The sequence below is a fragment of the Acidimicrobiia bacterium genome, assembly GCA_035471805.1.
Classification (GTDB): Bacteria; Actinomycetota; Acidimicrobiia; order Spongiisociales; family JAHEDJ01; genus JAHEDJ01.
In genome coordinates, this window is record DATIPS010000049.1 from 21,125 (window position 1) to 38,922 (window position 17,798).

Annotated in this window: 17 protein-coding genes and 1 tRNA gene; 8 read left to right on the forward strand and 10 right to left on the reverse strand. The window is 64.9% G+C overall.

Features of this window, described 5'->3' with window-relative positions; genetic code table 11:
* The first annotated feature begins 113 nt into the window (after positions 1-113).
* The gene (locus VLT15_09570) at positions 114-1,814 is read left to right on the forward strand and encodes a chorismate-binding protein (GenBank protein HSR45465.1); all 1,701 of its coding nucleotides are present in this window, start codon (positions 114-116) and stop codon (positions 1,812-1,814) included.
* A 131-nt stretch (positions 1,815-1,945) separates the two neighbouring features.
* Here the strand turns inward: VLT15_09570 and VLT15_09575 are convergent, their stop codons facing one another.
* Entirely contained in the window at positions 1,946-2,830 is an 885-nt protein-coding gene (locus VLT15_09575) for a peptidylprolyl isomerase (GenBank protein HSR45466.1), read from the reverse strand.
* A gap of 79 nt (positions 2,831-2,909) precedes the next feature.
* On the opposite strand from VLT15_09575, the gene VLT15_09580 reads away from it, so the two are divergent.
* Both VLT15_09580 and VLT15_09585 read left to right on the forward strand, forming a co-directional pair.
* A complete protein-coding gene (locus VLT15_09580; GenBank protein HSR45467.1) occupies positions 2,910-4,142 on the forward strand; it encodes an aspartate kinase in 1,233 nt (410 codons plus the stop codon).
* Complete coding sequence (locus tag VLT15_09585) at positions 4,135-5,148, forward strand: aspartate-semialdehyde dehydrogenase (protein ID HSR45468.1); 1,014 nt, start codon at positions 4,135-4,137, stop codon at positions 5,146-5,148. Before VLT15_09580 ends, VLT15_09585 begins: the two co-directional genes overlap by 8 nt.
* Before the next feature lie 117 nt (positions 5,149-5,265).
* On the opposite strand, the gene VLT15_09590 is transcribed toward VLT15_09585, so the two are convergent.
* From VLT15_09590 to VLT15_09620, 7 genes are all read right to left on the reverse strand, one after another.
* Positions 5,266-5,853 (reverse strand): hypothetical protein, encoded by a 588-nt coding sequence (locus VLT15_09590; protein ID HSR45469.1) that lies wholly within the window; start codon positions 5,851-5,853, stop codon positions 5,266-5,268.
* Between the two features lie 38 nt (positions 5,854-5,891).
* Positions 5,892-6,173, reverse strand: coding sequence for a MazG nucleotide pyrophosphohydrolase domain-containing protein (locus tag VLT15_09595; GenBank protein ID HSR45470.1), 282 nt, complete (start codon positions 6,171-6,173; stop codon positions 5,892-5,894).
* A 92-nt stretch (positions 6,174-6,265) separates the two neighbouring features.
* Complete coding sequence (locus tag VLT15_09600) at positions 6,266-7,297, reverse strand: glycerophosphodiester phosphodiesterase family protein (protein ID HSR45471.1); 1,032 nt, start codon at positions 7,295-7,297, stop codon at positions 6,266-6,268.
* Positions 7,298-7,347: 50 nt separating this feature from the next.
* Positions 7,348-8,355, reverse strand: a complete 1,008-nt coding sequence (locus VLT15_09605; protein HSR45472.1) for a type I phosphomannose isomerase catalytic subunit — start codon at positions 8,353-8,355, stop codon at positions 7,348-7,350.
* Positions 8,356-8,557: 202 nt separating this feature from the next.
* Positions 8,558-8,631, reverse strand: a tRNA-Pro gene (locus VLT15_09610).
* Positions 8,622-9,932 carry a hemolysin family protein gene (locus tag VLT15_09615; protein HSR45473.1) on the reverse strand — a complete coding sequence of 437 codons (1,311 nt, stop codon included), beginning with the start codon at positions 9,930-9,932 and terminating at the stop codon, positions 8,622-8,624. The genes VLT15_09610 and VLT15_09615 overlap by 10 nt, the downstream gene beginning before the upstream one ends.
* Before the next feature lie 33 nt (positions 9,933-9,965).
* Positions 9,966-10,346, reverse strand: a complete 381-nt coding sequence (locus tag VLT15_09620; GenBank protein HSR45474.1) for a response regulator — start codon at positions 10,344-10,346, stop codon at positions 9,966-9,968.
* 129 nt (positions 10,347-10,475) lie between these two features.
* Between VLT15_09620 and VLT15_09625 the strand changes: the two genes are divergently transcribed.
* Complete coding sequence (locus VLT15_09625; GenBank protein HSR45475.1) at positions 10,476-11,738, forward strand: NfeD family protein; 1,263 nt, start codon at positions 10,476-10,478, stop codon at positions 11,736-11,738.
* Between the two features lie 201 nt (positions 11,739-11,939).
* Positions 11,940-12,182 (forward strand): WhiB family transcriptional regulator, encoded by a 243-nt coding sequence (locus VLT15_09630; protein HSR45476.1) that lies wholly within the window; start codon positions 11,940-11,942, stop codon positions 12,180-12,182.
* On the opposite strand, the gene selB is transcribed toward VLT15_09630, so the two are convergent.
* Both selB and selA read right to left on the reverse strand, forming a co-directional pair.
* Entirely contained in the window at positions 12,170-13,972 is a 1,803-nt protein-coding gene (selB, locus tag VLT15_09635; protein ID HSR45477.1) for a selenocysteine-specific translation elongation factor, read from the reverse strand. The genes VLT15_09630 and selB overlap by 13 nt on opposite strands.
* Positions 13,963-15,294, reverse strand: a complete 1,332-nt coding sequence (gene selA / locus VLT15_09640; protein ID HSR45478.1) for an L-seryl-tRNA(Sec) selenium transferase — start codon at positions 15,292-15,294, stop codon at positions 13,963-13,965. The genes selB and selA overlap by 10 nt, the downstream gene beginning before the upstream one ends.
* A 35-nt stretch (positions 15,295-15,329) precedes the next feature.
* On the opposite strand from selA, the gene VLT15_09645 reads away from it, so the two are divergent.
* From VLT15_09645 to VLT15_09655, 3 genes are all read left to right on the forward strand, one after another.
* Positions 15,330-15,692 (forward strand): FxsA family protein, encoded by a 363-nt coding sequence (locus VLT15_09645; GenBank protein ID HSR45479.1) that lies wholly within the window; start codon positions 15,330-15,332, stop codon positions 15,690-15,692.
* Between the two features lie 63 nt (positions 15,693-15,755).
* The gene (locus VLT15_09650; GenBank protein ID HSR45480.1) at positions 15,756-16,547 is read left to right on the forward strand and encodes an MBL fold metallo-hydrolase; all 792 of its coding nucleotides are present in this window, start codon (positions 15,756-15,758) and stop codon (positions 16,545-16,547) included.
* Positions 16,544-17,743 (forward strand): peptidoglycan DD-metalloendopeptidase family protein, encoded by a 1,200-nt coding sequence (locus VLT15_09655; protein ID HSR45481.1) that lies wholly within the window; start codon positions 16,544-16,546, stop codon positions 17,741-17,743. The genes VLT15_09650 and VLT15_09655 overlap by 4 nt, the downstream gene beginning before the upstream one ends.
* Positions 17,744-17,798: the final 55 nt, after the last annotated feature.

Genomic DNA, 17,798 nt, shown 5'->3' on the forward strand with positions numbered 1-17,798 from the left:
TCCGGCCATCATGACGGGATACCATTCCCACTAGGGAGGCACAGACGACCACCGGTCACACACCCTACATCCGCTTCGACGATCTGCGACCGCATAGCCGGCGGTCGTTCACGATGTCCGGCGAGGCGCAGATTCTCATAGCGAAGTCGGCACGCGAGGTAGCCGGTGTGCTCGATGCGGCCGAGCAGGCGGTGGCGGGCGGACGCTGGGTGGCCGGTTTCGTTTCCTATGAGGCGGCGCCCGGTCTCGATCCTGCACTCCGTGTTGAGCCCTCGGCGGGCACCGCCTTCGACGAGCTCCCGGCGGCGTGGTTTGCCGTGTTCCCCGACCGCCGACCGGCCGACGACTCGAATGCCGAGAGCTATTCCCTCGGCAGCTGGAGTGCCGCCGTCAGCGAATCCGACCACCGTTCGTCGGTCCATCGAATCCTGGAGCACATCCGGCAGGGCGATACATATCAGGTCAATCTGACCTTCGGCCTCTCGACCCCCTTCACCGGCGGCGCTCGATCGTTCTACCTCGACCTGATCGCCGCGCAAACGTGCGGATACGGGTCATATATCGACACCGGGCGATGGCAGATTGCGTCGGCCTCGCCCGAGTTGTTCTTCGAGTGGAGCGATGAGCGGATCGTCTGCCGCCCCATGAAGGGCACCGTGCGGCGCGGATTGCTCACTGCGGAGGACGAGGAGCAGCGCCTCGCATTGCTGGCGTCCGAGAAGGACCGGGCCGAGAACGTGATGATCGTCGACATGGTTCGCAACGACCTCGGCCGGGTGGCGGTAGTCGGCTCTGTCGACACTCCGGTCCTGTTCAGCGCCGAGAAGTACGACACGGTCTGGCAACTCACCTCCACCGTGACGGCGCGAACAACTCCGGGCACCTCGCTGCGGTCGGTCTTCGAAGCACTGTTCCCGAGCGCGTCGATAACCGGCGCACCAAAGGTCGCCACGATGGAGATCATCAGCGCACTCGAGGGACACCCGCGCGGGGTCTATTGCGGCACCATCGGATTCGGCGGTCCCGGGCCAACGGGCCGTCCTGAGTGGGCGTTCAACGTCGCAATCCGTACGGTCGTGCTGGATCGCCGGCGCGGGGTGGCGCATTACGGGACCGGGGGCGGCGTCACGATCGATTCAACCGCCGAGGGCGAGTATCGAGAGGCATTGCTCAAAGCAGAGGTTCTGGCACGACGCACTGCCGACTTCCGCCTTCTGGAGACGATGCGGTGGGAGCCGGCGTCCGGATTCTGGCTTCTCGACCGGCACCTGGATCGCCTGGTGGACTCGGGCTGGTACTTCGACATCCCCCTCGATCGAGAGAAGGTCTTGACGGACCTCCAGCGGGCGGTCGCCGGTTTGGACGCCCCTTCCGTCCTGCGCCTCGTAGTCGACCGTACGGGGTCGATCTCGATCGATGTTGCAGCCCTGCCGGCTGCGGATACCGGGGTCAGGCTGGCGGTGGACGACCGGCCGATCGACCGCCGGGACCCGCTCCTCTACCACAAGACAACCGGACGGCGCGTGTACAACGAGGCGGCGGCCCGGCATCCCGGAGCAGACGACGTCGTGTTGTGGAATGAGTCAGGACAGGTCACCGAAACGACGATCGGGAACCTGGCCGTGCTGGTGGACGGAATCTGGTGGACGCCGCCCGTGTCGAGCGGGTGCCTGCCGGGAACGTATCGGGCCGAACTACTCGAGGAGGGGAAGCTTCGCGAGCGGGTGATCACCACCGGTGAGCTTCGTTCTGCCGGCTCGATCGCGCGCCTCAACTCGGTGAGAGGCTGGGAAATGGCGGCTCTGGCCGGATAGCTCCCCGTGCTCCGAGGGCCGCCCATTCTCCGGCCACGGGCGAGAGAGACAGGCGGATTTCGCGTTCTCGTTCCGGGATGCGAAGGTCCGGGGGACCGAACTCAGATAGTCAGGCTGCTACCTGCCACCTGCTACGGCGTGACCTCAACATCGACCCGCTCGATGAACAAGCCCTCCATGGGCACGCTCTGCTCGCCTCCGCGGAACTCCTTGGGGAGGGCCTCGATGGCGTCCATGGTGGCGTCGGAGTCGACGGTCCTGCCGAACACGGAGTAGCTGGGGCCGAGCGGGTAATCCTCGAACATGATGAAGAACTGGCTACCGGCACTGCCCGGCGCCCCGCTGTTCGCCATTGCCAGTGTTCCCTTCGGGTAGGGAGACACGGCAGACGCCAGCTCATCGGGCAGCAGGTAGCCGGGGTTGCCGGTTCCGGTCGCCGTCGGGTCGCCGCCCTGCAGCATGAATCCTTCGACGATGCGATGGAAAGCCTGTCCTGTGAAATAGCCCTGACGGGCCAGGAACACGAACGAGTTGACGGTCTCGGGCGCGGCTGCCGGATCGAGCTCCAGAACGATGTCACCGCACGACGTGACGATGGTCGCGACTACCCGATCGGAGGGATCTATGCCTTGATCCTCCGGGGCGTCGAAGGTCATCGGCTCGACCGGATCGGGCAAAGTCCCGCCGCAGGCGACCGGCAGCGTCCGGTAGTCGTCGTAACCCGACGGTATCTGCACGTCGGGGCCGGCGGCTGCCGTGGTAGCGGTGGTACTCGTCGAAGTCGAGTCGGTCGTGCTCGTCGAGGCCGGGATGGTTGTACTCGTCGAGGTATCAGCGGTCGCGTCGTCGTTTCCGCTCAGCAGCGAGTTGACACCGAGGACTATGACGACGATCACGAACAATATGACGACTTGAGTGATCCGGCGGCGCAGTGCTTTGGCTCGAGCTGCTTTGCGCTCTGCTTCGAGACGCTTCTGGCGGTTCACTTTTTGTCGTTCGCGTTTTTCGTGGCTCACGGGCGGGAACTATAGGCGCGTCTGAAGAGGTTTCCGCCACCGTTACACTCGTTCTTCGACATTAATCAGGAGTGGCCGGATGGCCTTGATCGTTCAGAAGTACGGCGGCACCTCGGTGGCCGATGCAAGCCGCCTCAAACAAGTTGCACATCGGATCGCCGCCACCCGCCGCGCAGGCAACCAGGTGATCGTGGTGGTCTCCGCGATGGGTTCGACCACCGACGACCTGATTGCGCTGGCCGATCAGGTGAACACCAGTCCGCCGGCCCGCGAGATGGACATGCTGCTCACCGCCGGTGAGCGCATCTCCATGGCCTTGCTGGCCATGGCCATCCATGCCGAAGGTCTCGAAGCCGTGAGCTTCACCGGTTCCCAGGCCGGCATCCTGACCAGCGAAGCACACGGCGAAGCCAAGATCGAGGAGATTCGCGGATTCCGAGTCCAGGAGTCACTCGATGAGGGCAAGGTCGTCATCGTCGCCGGTTTCCAGGGGGTGTCGCCCCGAACCAAGGAGATCACAACACTCGGACGGGGAGGCTCGGATGCCTCGGCAGTTGCTCTGGCGGCTGCTTTCGGGGCGGACGTTTGTGAGATCTGTACAGATGTCGACGGCGTCTTCACGGCCGACCCGAGAATCGTTCCCAACGCCAGGAAACTCGACGAAATCTCAACCGAAGAGATGCTCGAACTCGCCGCCACCGGCGCCGGCGTGCTCATGGCGCGCTCGGTGGAGTTCGGACGTCGTTTCAACATCCCTATCCACGTGCGGTCTTCGTTCAGCGACGCGCCGGGTACCTGGGTCAAGGAGAAGACCATGGAACAAGCCATCATCAGCGGAATCGCTCACGACAAGTCGGAGGCGAAAGTAACGGTTCATGGAGTTCCGGATCGGCCGGGTATTGCAGCCAGTCTGTTTGAGCCCATGGCGAAGGCTGAGATCAATATCGACATGATCGTTCAGAACGTTTCCATCGACGGCTCGACGGACATCAGCTTCACGGTCCCGAGAGCCATGTCGGCGGTCGCTCTCGGCGTCACCGAGCAGGTCGCAGCCGAGATCGGCGCGGCCGGAGTCGACATCGACAACGACATCGCCAAGGTCTCGCTCGTCGGAGCCGGCATGAAATCGCACCCGGGTGTGGCCGCCAAGGTCTTCAGGGCGTTGAGCAATGCGGACATCAACATCGAGATGATCTCCACGTCGACCATCCGCATCTCCTGCGTCGTTCGGTCGGATCGGGTGGAGGACGCGGTCCGGACCTTGCACGAGGCGTTCGAGGACGAACTGGCCGGAGCGCAAGCCGATGCCTGACAAGAACGTTGCGATTGTCGGGGCGACCGGTGCCGTCGGCAGGGCCATGCTGTCGATTCTGACCGAACGGGATTTCCCCGTGGGGCGACTGCGCCTGATGGCCTCCGCCCGTTCGGCCGGACAGAAGATAGAGACGGTCTGGGGAGAGGTCGAGGTCGAGGATCTGTCCATCGCCGATCCGACGGGAATCGACATCGCTCTCTTTTCGGCCGGCGGTGGTCGGTCCAGGGAGTACGCCCCCGCCTTCGCCGGCGCCGGTGCGGTGGTGATCGACAACTCATCGGCGTTCCGCATGGATGAACGTGTTCCGCTGGTTGTAGCGGGAGTCAACGATCACGCCGCGAGCGCCAACGAGGGCATCATCGCCAATCCGAACTGCACGACCATGACGATGCTCATGGGAGTGGCTCCTCTGCACCGGGCCGCAGGGCTGGTCCGGATGGTCGCCTCGTCGTATCAGGCTGTGTCGGGCTCCGGCAAGACCGGTGTAGACGAACTGTCCCGCCAGATCCGTCTTCTGCAAGCCGACGAGGCGGCCCTCAACGATGGAACCTGGGTGGACCCGGGCGGCGACGTCTACGCCCGCCCGATCGGCTTCAACGTCTTGCCGTTGATAGGTAGTGCGGATCCGCACGGATACACCGACGAGGAGCTGAAACTGCTGAACGAGACGCGCAAGATCCTCGAGGCGCCTGCGATCGAAGCAGAGTCGACCTGCGTCCGCGTGCCGGTCGTGACGGGCCACGGCACGTCCGTTGCGCTGTGGTTTGAACGTCCGGTGGCTCCGGAAGAAGCGGTGCGGCTGATCGACGAAGCACCGGGTGTTCAGGTGTGGCTGGACAGGGTGCCTACTCCGCTCGATGCGGCGGGTACCGATGATGTGCTGGTGGGACGTATCCGGCCGACACTCGACGGCAGGGGCGGACTCAACATCTGGACGGTTGGTGACAACCTGCGCAAGGGCGCAGCCCTCAACGCAGTCCAGATCGCAGAGTTACTGGTCTAGTCGGCGTCAGATCGTCGCCGTAAGCGACCCATCCGATCGGTTGTAGGTTCTGGGTTTTGGTTGTAGGTATCCAACCCGGCACCTAAAACCTAAAACCCCAAAAACCCAATACCTCTCTCAGATGATGCAGAAGGTGCCGCCCATGTCGACCGCGTCTTCCTCCCCCGTGATCAGCGGGCAGAGTTCACGGTCGAACGGGACGATCTTCAAGGAAGCTCGAATCGAATGAGATGCGGGTTGGGTGATGCCGGCAGGAGCGTGGGTCGTCGTCGTTGTCGGCACCGGTGATGGGGGAGGAGCATCCCCTTGACAGAAGATCACGGAAACGTAGAGGTAGCCGTCGCTGCCGCGCTTTTGGGCCGCCCCGATCGAAGTCCACTTCGATGACGTGATCACCGACCAGTGCACTCCGCTCCTGGCGAACTCCTGAAAGATCATCTCGATGTTGGGGCCCATGCCGACGACTTCTCCTGCAGAGTCGCAGGTTCCGATGATCGGGCTCAGGTCCGAGTGAAACGGTTTCCCCGCGGCAGCCTGTGCGCTCGCCGACGCGCCGGCGAGTGACTGCGCCTCGCTCAGGGTCGGCAGGGAGCCGCCTCTTGCAGATGCGACGGCGGATTCGAGGTCGTTGGCGACGGCCGGTAGAGCGATCAGGGCAATGAGGGCGGCCGCGACTATGGAAAGAAATGGAAATCGACTCTTCACCCCGGGAGCCTAATCGCCCGGTTCCGGTGAGCGCTATCTCACGTACAGTTGCACGGCACAGAGCCGCACTTCGGACACCCATGGGCGTACCGGTCGAGCGCCCCTTCGATATCGATGCCCGCCTGGTTGGCGAGCGAGAACGTCCAGGCGAGGACGTCGGCGAACTCGTGAGACTGCTGATCCGGGTCGCCCTTGCGAAGCGACTGGGCGAGTTCACCCACCTCTTCGGTCAACCAGGCGACCGAGGCGGGGATCCCTCTGGCGCGATCGCGGTCACCGTAGGTGCGTTCCATCATGCGCTGAAACTCTGTGATCTCCATGCGATCTCCACTGTCACCCGGTTCCCGACCGATACCGGGCAGGATCGTAGCGCACCGGGCGGATGGGGATCTGAGCCCGTGACCGTCGGGTCCTACTGCTCGCCGACCTGTTCCATCAGTAGATCGGGCCTGTCGGTGATGATCCCGTCCACTCCCAGCGCGATGAATGTGGCCATGTCACCCGGATCGTTCACGGTCCACGGGATGACCCGGAGTCCGGCCTCATGAGCCTCCGCGATGCGCGGGGCGGTCAGCGTCGATGCTCGCGGTGACCAGATCGACGCCCCGCCGGCCGCAAGGCCGGGCAGGTCGACCGAACCGGTCGAGGTGAGCGCGGCCAGGGGGACCGTCGGATCAGCGGCATGCACAGCCCAGAGGGACCGATGGTCGAAGCTCTGGACGACGATGCGGCTCGCCAGGCCGAATCGATTCATCAGGTCGAGCAGTGCCAACTCGAACGGTCCGGCGTTGACCCCATCGAATCCATCTGCGATCGTCGAGGGGTCGTCGGGCCGCCGCTTCGTCTCGACGTTGAACCCGACCCGTGCTGCATTCTCTCGTTGTGAGTCGGTCTTGTCGTCCGACCCCGCGTAGCTATCGACGAACTCGAGCAGTTCGATCAGGGTCACGATCCGGAAGTCGTTCCCGGCGAGTTCCGTCGCCACGGCCAGCTGATCGGGCTGTCCCTCCGGGTCCGGGTTCCTGTCGCACTTGAACCAGTTGATCTGATCAGCCGTCAGCCGGGCGATCGCCCGATCCGCCTGTGATCCGGGGTCGTCGGGATCGGGGACCGTCGCAGGGGCACCCGCCCGCAACCCGCACTTGTCGGACTCGACCACCGGATCGTGCCAGATGACGATCTGCCCGTCCGCGGTGTAGTGCAGATCGAGTTCGAGTGTCGTCACACCGATATCCAGTGCCGTCTCGAAGGCCGGGAGGGTGTTCTCCGGCTGCAGGCCCCGTGCGCCTCGATGGCCCTGGACGTCGAACCCGTTGGAGGAAGGTGATGCAGGCTGCGAATCGGTGGGGGTACTCCGGCATCCGCTCGAGACCAGCGCCGCAACCAGCAAGACGGACCAGAGAAGGCGACGCCTCCCCGCCTGCCTCTCTGCGTTCAGTTGCATCGGAACCACGGTACCTCTCACCGCCGGGTGTGTTTCGCCCAACGCGCCGGTTATTTCGTTTCGAGTCTCACGAGTAGAAGCGAGGCCGGTCCGGGAGCAGACAGGCGGGTGCCGGCCGCGATGGCGGCCGGAATGACACAGGTGACGCCGCTCTCGAGCACGCCGTCCCCGCCCGGGTAGGTGAAACCGACCGGTCCCGATTCGACCATGAGAACGTGGCATCCGGCAGACAATGAGGCTTCCTTGTAGCCGGAATCCAGCAGCAAGAGCTCGATCGTGTAGTGGTCGGTCTCGACCAGGCGTCCGCGATGCGAGCCGGGAGCCAACCTGGTCGCCGGTGGAGGCGGCTCGAGGCCGGCGTTGGCGAGGGCTTCGGCCGGGTGAAGCAGCCGATCCGACCGTCCGTACTCTTCTGCCCAGTCGTAGAACCGGAAGGTCGTGTCGCTGGGCGTTTGGATCTCGGCCGCCAGAACTCCGGCCCCCAGTGCATGGACGGTGCCACTCGGAAGGTGGTGAAGTTCGCCGGCTGTGACGGGAGTCCTGGTGAGCAGGTGTACCGGGGACCCTCCCGCCGAGACCACTGCGGTCAGCTCCTCCAGTGTCGTTCCGGGCCGCACTCCTTTGAAGACTGCCGAACCGGGAGCGGCCTCGAGAATGAACCAGCTCTCCGTCTTGAGGAAGGCTTCCGGGTGGGCGTCGACGTATTCGGCGGTTGGATGAACCTGAACCGAGAGATGCTCCTGAGCATCCAGGTACTTCACGAGGAGAGGAAACCCGCCGCTCTCGCTGGGTGGAACGTCTCCGAGCAGGTTGCGCCGCCACCGCTGCATGACTTCGTGGAGGGTGTCGCCGGCACATGGGCCGTTCAGGATCACCGATCGGGCCTCGCCCCCGCCGCCGCCGGTCGGGCTCGTCGACGCAAGGTCCGCCAACTCCCAGCTCTCGCCTATCCGTGCCCCGGCCGGCAGGTCCTTGCCGAATCCGGCGAGCCGGCGGCCACCCCAGACCTTCTCTTTGAGGATCGGGTTGAGGATCAGTGGATAGGGATCAAGAGTCATGTCTCACCGCCGGGGACCGAACGGGATCGGCTGTCGTACCCTACCAACACGGCAGCGGGCACCTGGGGAGGCGCGCTCGTGGGACTCCGCCGCCGTGTGTGGGGGTCGGACGCCTGCCGTGGGGTTGCCCGGCCGGTGGGATCGAGTCGACCCGCAAACCAGAGGCCGCCCCGCAGGGCGGCCCTGAACTGGTGTTTCTGAGTCGGGACGGCGGGATTTGAACCCGCGACCTCAGCGTCCCGAACGCTGCGCGCTGCCAAGCTGCGCTACGTCCCGTGGTGGGAATCATACCCGCTTCCGGGTGTCTCAAACCCGGTCTCCACCCGGATCCGATCGATTCTGAGCTTGTCCATGCGATCGACGGTGAACCGGATCCCCTCCAACTCTGCCGTCGAGCCTTCAGTGGGGATGTTGCCGGACAAGAACAGGAACAGTCCTCCTATCGTCGCGTACGGGCCGGACGGCAGTTCCACGGAGATGACGTCTGCGAGGTCCTCCACCGGCATCCGACCGTCTGTCAGCCACGTCCGACGGTCGATTTGCACTGCTGCGGGTATGCCGGGGTCGTATTCGTCCTGGAGTTCCCCAACCAACTCTGCCACCAGGTCCTTGATCGTCACGATGCCGTCCACACCTCCGTGTTCGTCGAGTACCACCGCGAACCCGAGGCGGCGGACGCGCATCTGCTGGAAAACGTCGAGGACCGGAGTGCTCTCGGGCACGTAGTGCGGCTCGCGCAGGAGGCGGATCAGCCTCTGCGGGGGAAGGTTGTCGGCAGATCTCAACAGGTCTTTGGCGTAGAAGATGCCGAGAATCTGATCCAGGTTCCCTTCGTCGTCGATCACCGGATAACGTGAGTGTCCGGTGCGCACGACGGCCGATCGGATGCCTGCCGTCGTGAGCGGGGTCGAGAGGGGAACGATGTCGACTCTCGGGGTCATGACGTCCCTCACCGGGCGGTCCGAAAGGCTGAACACCGAATCGATCAGCTCGCGTTCGGCCGCATCGATCTCGCCGGCCGCCTCTCCGAGCTTGGCCATTGCCTTGATGTCCTCTTCGGTGATCGGGCTCACCCTGACGTCGGTGGCCCCGAAGAGGCGGAGAATCAGTCGACCGATCCCCACGAAGATCCGGGTGATGGGTGAGATCGTGCGGGTCAGAAACCAGATGGGGCGTGCCACCGCCAGGGAGAACTGATCCGGGTAGCGGGCCGCGAGAGTCTTCGGTGTGATTTCACCGACGATGAGGATCAGGGCGGTGAACAGGAGCGTCGATGCCCAGGGACCCCAGCCGACTCCGGCTTCCTCACCGAAATTGGAGGCGATGAGCTGAATGGCGATCGCCGTCGCCACCGACGCACCGAGGATGTTTACGAAGTTGTTGGCGACCAGCAACGTGCCGAGTGTCCGCTCGGGATCGCTCGTCAAGCGGGCTAGGAATCGTCCCCTCCGGCTTCCGTCGTCGAGTTGATGCACTCGCTCGCGGGGAATGGCGATCAGGGCCGTCTCCGAGCCGGAAAGGAATCCGGAGGCGGTCACACACAGCGCCAGAACAGACAGCAGGATGATCGTAGACATGGCGTCACATCGGGGTCGAGCCCCGACCGACCGTCAGCGGACGGCCCCGACGCCCTGCACCCGGTCCAGCGTGGCCCGGAGATCCTGAGCTGTGATGGGTTTCGTCAGCCAGGCGTGAGCAGAGGCTCTCTTCGCGAGGAATGCGTCGGCGGCCCGATCAAGCAGGAGAACGATGGGTATGTCCGCGAGATGCGATTCGTACTCGGTCTCTCGAACGGCCCTGGCGACGGCCATACCGCCCATGCTCCCGATCTGCATGTCGATGATGATCACATCCGGTTCGAAGCCGATCACTTCGTTCACGGCGGTGCGCGGATCCGTGATCTCGCGCACTTCGATTTCTGAATCGCTGAGAGCGGCGGCTACCTGGTTTCGAACCCAGGATGCGTCCGCTACGAGCAGCACTTTTGACATGATTGAGAGGTTAGCCGCGCCGGGGGACTCGGCGTAGTTGAGTAGGTCAACTCTGATCGTGCCGGCCACTCATTCGGGATCGATCAAATGCGAGTCCGATGCATACCGGGTAACAGGTACCATCGACGCATGCTTCGTCGTCTCTCAGCTCTCTCCGCGTTGTTCGTAGCGCTCGTCGCCATGCCCGCCTTTGCCTCTGAGCGCGAAGCTCCCGTCGACATCATCGAAGTCAAAGGGCCTCTCGACGGACTCGGCATCGAGTACGTCATGGACGAGATATCCGCCTCGGCGGCAGACGGATCGCTCGCCGTGATCATTCAGGTCGATTCTCCGGGGGCAGTGTCGGACAAGATCGATGAGTTGATCGAGCTCATCCAGGCCGCGCCTCTTCCCATCGCCACGTGGGTAGGGCCGGCCCCTGCCCGCGCATACGGAGGGGCGCTGCAGATGGTCCTGGCGGCGCCTGTGCGGCTGGCCGCGGTCGGATCTGAGATCGGCCACATCAGTCCCCGAGTAGCCGGAACCAACCGCGGCACAGAGATCCACTCCGGGATCGGAAGCGAGGACATCGAGTTGCTGTCCGATGTCGTAGAGGTCACGGCACCCGTGCCCGGCATCATCGATGCCACTCCTCCGGCCGATCGGCAGGCGGTGGCAGCACTGGACGGTGTCGGCTTCGTGGTAGCCGGCGAAACGATCGTGCTCACCACGATTCACGACGTGGAGGTCGATGGTGAAACGGTCAGTACCACCGCTCCGGTGCGCTTCAGGCAGCCGGGCGTCCTGACCCGCACGGCCCGCACAGCCCTGGCGCCGGAGGCCGCCTTCTTCTTCCTCGTCGCCGGTCTCGCCGTGGCGGCTTTCGAGTTCTATGCGATCGGCCCCGGCCTGGCCGCCGCCGTGGCGGCCGCATCACTGCTCATGGCAGGCTACGGCCTGGTCAGCTTGCCGCTGCGCTGGTGGGGACTCCTGCTCGTCCCGGCCGGGATGTGGTTGTTCACCGTCGACTACCAGCGCGGGCGATTCAGGGCCTTGAGTGCCCTCGGCGCGATTGTGCTCCTCGCCGGGGGTCTGACCTTCACCAACGGCGGTTCGCAGATAACCGCCAACTTCTGGGGTGTCCTGTTCGCCGTCATGGGGGTCTGGCTGTTCTACCAGTTCGCAATGCCCACAGTGGCTCGAGCCCGGTTCTCAACGCCGACCATGGGCAGGGAGTACCTGATCGGCCGGTCGGGCAGGGCGCTCACCGGCTTTGCGCCTGAGGGCAGAGTCGAAGTCGACGGCGCTCACTGGGCGGCCACCGCCCATCGCGAGGCCGGGATATCCGAAGGCGACGAGGTCGTCGTTGCCGGCATCGACGGCTTGTTTCTCGAGGTGGAGAGAAAGCAGTAGCCCATTGGCTTGAGCGATCGGCAGTTGGATCCTGGTTGAAGCCGTGGTCGGATTCATGGGCTGCCGATTGCCTGCTGCCTGCCGCCTGCGGGGCAGAAGTCGCGAAAATCTCCCGTGTTCCTGCCATATATTTCCTGGTCACATCACGGACCCGCTGTTAGGTTGACCCCCCGAACCCCGGTCTGGAGGAAGGAGCTGGAGGTGAGCGACTGGCAGTCTGCCGCTCTTTGTAGAGGCAACCATTCGCATCTGTTTTTCCCGCCCAGCACGTTCGAACGCAAGGACGAACGTGAACGGCGAGAGGTCAGGGCGAAAGCCATCTGTCAGGTCTGTCCGGTGACGAGCGATTGCCTCGACTATGCAGTCCGCATTCGCGAGCCGTACGGAATATGGGGAGGACTCACCGAACCGGATCGACGGTCGGTAGCCGTTCAATCGGCCTGAACCGTCCGGACATCACCGTCCCGCTCCGTGACGCCGTTGGCGTCCATCCATTCGAGGAGCGGGACGGCGTATTTCCTGGACAATCCGAAGTGGTCGCGGAACTCGGCGACGGTGAATGGTGTCGGCATCGCTCTCATGCGCTCGATGAGGCCATCGAGCTGCTCGGGCAAATAGACCAGTTCAGGCCCGACCCTCACAATCCGTGCCTCTCGAAGCAGCGCGTGCAGTAGATCCGGATCAATCGACAGTTCCTTGATGCGAGGCACAGCCAAACCGGCCGTTCGGAGCTCGTCTCGAACAGACTCCCAGTCCGCCTCGCGCCCCGCATCGAGTCCGCCCGCGAAGTCTGCGGTTGCCACGGTCGCCCCGTCGTCGCGCAACTCGTCGCCGGAATCGATCAATGCCTCGAGGAAGTCGAGATCGACTTCGATGCTGCTGGCGAGACTGGCCTTCGGTACACCCGGTCGCAGCGGGTTCTCTTCCTGAAAGGCACGCGCCGCAGCCACGGCCCGGTCGGTGATCTGGTGGGCGTGGCGGCGCGCCATGGCCCGGCCTTTCACGATCACGGCATCGGTGGGTGTCCCGCCTCCGGAGTGGGCAGCCAGTCGGGCGAGATCCTCCGTCTGCCGGGCTCCGAGCAAGGCATCGGCGATCGAGTCCGGCCCTTCGCCGAGCGCCGCACGCAGGCTGCCGAGCGACGTCAGAATCGAGGCGCGGCGCCTGCTCGGGGCGGGATTCAGAACCCGGCCGCCTCCGACGACGGAACGGCGTCCGGTTTCTCTCAGAATGAACCTGTCTCCGGCCACCACGGGAATCCGGGAGGGCAGCTCGAGCAGAGCCGCCCCGGACCCGGTGAGCTCGGCATCCTCAACGAGCCGCAGGGTCACAGGCCATGAACCAGATCCGAGGTGCAGGTGGTAGGCGCCGCGGTTGGTCAGCGGGTCCTCCACATACCTGGCGGTCCGAACGTCCACCAGGAGCAGGTCGCTGGGTGCCCACTGACCCGGCAGGCCGAGCATCGACCCTCGCTGTACCTCCTGCCGCTCGAGCCCTGCCAGGTTGATCGCACAACGAGTGGACGGCGGCACGGTTTCGAGTTCCTGTTCATGCGACTGAAGTCCGCGGACCCGGACTTCGTGCTTGCCCGGCCAGAGCTCGAGACGATCTCCGACCCGGACGGAGCCGTCGGTGAGTGTTCCCGTGACGACGGTTCCCGCCCCGGAGATCGTGAAGGCGCGATCGATCCACAGCCTGGAGCGCCCGTTGGGCCGGGACTCGCGTCCCGCGCTCTCCACCGCCTTCGCCAGGTGTTCCAGCAAAGACTCCTGTCCGGCGCGTGTCGGGGCGGCGACCGGAATGAGCGGGGCATCGGCGAACACCGTTCCGGCCAGGTGCTCTTCTACTTCGAGAACCGCCAGTTCGAGCAAGTCCTCATCGACCCGGTCGGTCTTTGTAATGGCTACGACGCCGTGACGCACGCCGAGTAGGTCGAGAACTGCCAGATGCTCCTCGGATTGCGGCATCCAACCCTCGTCCGCGGCAACGACGAGCAGCGCCACATCTATAGCCTCCGTTCCGGCCAGCATGTTCTTGATGAAACGCTCATGGCCCGGGACGTCGACGAAAGAGACCTCTGTTCCGTCCGGGAGGGTGGTCCAGGCGAACCCGAGATCGATGGTCAGCCCGCGCCTCTTCTCTTCGTCCCAGCGGTCCGGGTCACGTCCGGTCAACTGCTCGACCAGGGTCGACTTGCCGTGGTCGACATGTCCGGCGGTGCCGATTACCGGCATGCGGCGGCCAGCGCGGCGGCGAGGGCGTCGTCGTCGGATACCGGGACGGCGCGAATGTCGATGATCAGCTCACCTGCGTCCCTTCGTGCCACAACCGGCGTTTCCGAAGCGAGCAGTCGATCCCATACTTCGTCGGTATCGATGTCGGTGATTGCCAGCACGGGTGTGGGCAGCTCGGCACCCGGCACCGATCCTGCTCCTGGAACCGAACTACCCGCACGAATGTCTCCACCGGCGACCGTTCGAAGCCGGCCGAGCCTCATCTCCAGGTCTTCATAGCTCTGCGCAGCCATCTGCCAGAACGGAATCTCCGATCCGCGCCCGTCCGCGTATAGCTCCAGGGTCACGGCCAGTGCCGCCAGGTTGGCTCCGTCGATTCGCAGCGCCCGGGCGATCGGGTGGGTCGCCATCCGCTCGATCAGCTCACCGTGCCCCACGATGATTCCGGCCTGCGGGCCGCCGAGCAGTTTGTCGCCGGAGAAACTGACGATGCCGGCTCCGGCGGAGAGCGCTTGCCGGACGCCGGGCTCATTCTTGAGCCATGCGGGAGGCGGACCATCGAGCCAGGGAACGTTGTCGTCCAGCAATCCCGAACCGATGTCGAATGCGACGGGAACACCATGCTCCCGTCCGACCTCGACGAGATCCCGCAGTGAGGTGTCCTCGGAGAAACCCATCACGCGGTAGTTGGACGGATGCACCTTGAGCAGGAGAGTCGTGTCGGCGGTCATGGCCCTCTCGTAGTCGGAGCGGCGGGTGCGGTTGGTGGTTCCGACCTCGACCATGCGGGCATGGCTGGCGGCCATCAGTTCGGGCAGACGGTAGGAACCGCCGATCTCTATCAACTCCCCCCGGGACACGGGGACCCGGCCGTCACCTCCGATGGCGGCCAGGGTGAGCAGCAGAGCGCCGGCGTTGTTGCCCACGACCAGCGCGGCTTCCGCGCCGGTCAGGACGCGAAGGAGGGTCTGCACATATGCACCCCTCCCGCCCCGCCGCCCGGTCGACAGGTCGAACTCGAGGTTGCCGTATCCGGTTGCTGCTCGAAGGGCGGCCTCCGCAGCGGTTGCAGCAAGTGGGGCCCTTCCCAGATTCGTGTGCAGGAGGACGCCTGTGGCGTTCAGCACCTTGCGCGGCCGAGAGTTCTCGAGCTTCGACAACTTGTCCTCGGCAATCGAGCGCGCCTCGACCTCTTCGCCTGCCGAGAGCCGCCGGCGAGCCTCATCGATAGACCGGCGGGCTATCTCGGTGACGAGGGTCGCCGGCAGCGGGGACCCGATCTCGCGAACCAGTGCATCAACGGAAGGGAGGTGCCGCAGCATGATGAATAGCCTAGACATGCCCTTATTCTGTCGACATGCTGGTTTTGCTCTTCATCGCAGTACCCATCGCGGAACTCTTCGTCCTCGTGGCCGTGGAGGACCGCATCGGACTCGGCACCACCGTGGCCGCCATACTCCTCACTGCGGTGCTCGGAGCCTCGCTGCTGCGCAGGCAAGGCGGAGCAACGATGTCGGCCATCCGGGGGCAGATCTCATCGGGGCAGTTCCCCGGAAAGGACCTGGCCCACGGGGGGATACTCCTCTTTGCAGGCGGACTCCTCCTCACTCCAGGGTTTCTCACCGACGCGGTCGGCTTCGCGCTGATGGTGCCCGCGGTGCGGGAACTGGTGAGAATCCGGCTCGCCGGGTTCTTCCGAAATCGCACCGTCATTCTCTGATCGACTTGAGCTGGGCCGAGAACGCGCGAAACTGGTCGTCGTCCCCCCGAGTTTCGAGGACCAGTGGAGATAGAACGGCTGCTCGCCCCCAATCCTGGACTGTTCACGGGTCCCGGCACCAACACCTATTTGGTCCGGTCGGGCGCCGCCGCCCTCATCGTGGATCCGGGACCGGTCGATTCATCGCACGCCCGGGCGATTCTCGAAGCGGTTGCCGCCGACGCCGTGCTCGGCATCCTGGTGACCCATTCCCATCCGGATCATGCACCGCTCGCCAATCCGCTCGGCCGTGATCTGGGAGTCCCGGTCTACGGCTACGAACCCGGTCCTCAGTTCGACCCGGATGTGCTGGTCGGCGACGACGCTCGGATCCCGGTCGGCGCCGAACGGCTGACGGTGCTCTACACGCCCGGACATTCCGCGGATCACCTGTGCTTCCTTGCGGGCGACGTGCTGTTCACCGGTGACCACATCATGGGCGGGTCGACCGTGGTAGTCGAAGACATGGTCGCCTATCTCGATTCGTTGAGGCGCCTCGGTGCACTATCGCTGAGGAAGCTCTACCCGGGACACGGGCCGATCATGGACGATCCCCGGGCGGTGATCGACGACTACATCGGCCACCGCCTGGAGCGGGAAGAGCAGATCGTCGCCGCGCTGGCCGCAGGTGCAGGCACCGTCGGCGCGGTGGTCGAAGATGTGTACGCCGACGTCGACCCGGCCCTTCATCCGCTTGCCGCTCATTCTGTGGCGGCCCACCTCAACAAACTCGTTGCTGAAGGGCGGGCGTCCTTCGAAGGCTCGGCGGATGAGCTCTGGGGGGCTCTCGTTCGGCTCATCGGGGCTCCGTCGTGAGGTGGCTGCGCCTCGTCGGGGCGGTGGTCGTCATGGCGCTGCTGGCATTGCCGGCGCTTGCGCAGGTGTCCGACGACGATTTGTCCGCCGCCGAACGGGAGGTCGCCACAACCCGGGCCGAGCTCGAAGCCCTGGCTGTGGAGTTGGAGGCAGCCACGGTCCGCTCCGTCGAGCTGGACGCGGAGATCTCCCGCATCAACCGGTCGATCCTCGAAACGCAGGTTCAGGTGGCGGCCGCACTCGAGCGACTCCAGGAACGGGCCGTGGCCCTTTACACGGCGGCGGCCTCCAACCGCGTTTCGCTGCTGTTCTTCTCCGGGACGCCGGAGCAACTCGGGGCCGGCCTCAGCTATCTCGAGAGCCTGGCCCTGGACGACGAGCAGCTGGTCAACGATCTCGAAGGGCTTCGATCTGAGTACGAACGCCAGCTGGGCGTCCTTTCCGACCTCGAGGGAGAGCAACGAGTGACCGTTGAGCGACTCGATTCAGCGGCGGTATCGCTGAACGATCGACTCGACGACGCCCAGGCCTCCTACGTCGCGCTGGTCGAGCAGCGAAGGATCGAGGAAGAGGAGCAGCGCCGAATAGAAGAGGAACTCCGACGGCTGGCAGAAGAGCAACGGCTGGCAGAGGAGGCTGCTCGCGCCGCGACTTCGACCACCACGACGGTCGTCACGACCACCTCAACGGCAGCCGTTTCGTCCACTACGACGCTGCCGGATGAATCGACGACCACAACCACCGAAACCACCACCCCGACCACCACCCCGACCACCACGCCCCCTCCGGCGGGGAACCTGGTGTGTCCGATCAACGGGTTCACGACCTTCACCGATACCTGGGGAGCCCCGCGCAGCGGCGGAAGGACGCACCAGGGAGTCGACATGCTGGCGGCTCGGGGAACTCCGGCGGTGGCGATTGAGTCCGGCACGATTCTCCGGTTGGGCAACAGCAGCCTGGGTGGGATAACGATCTGGCTGACCGGCGTCTCCGGGGACGAGTACTACTACGCACACCTGGACGGCTGGGCGCCCGGCCTCTCTGTGGGGCAGTCCGTGGCTGCCGGCGAACTGGTGGGGACGGTCGGTTCGTCGGGCAACGCTTCATACACCGTCCCGCACCTCCACTTCGAGCTCCACCCGGGTGGAGGCTCGGCGGTGAATCCCTATCCCCTGGTCAAGGGACTGTGCGGCTAGGGGTGAGCCTCGAGGTCTGCTTTCTGCACCGAGACCGGGCAGGGCGAGCCGCCTG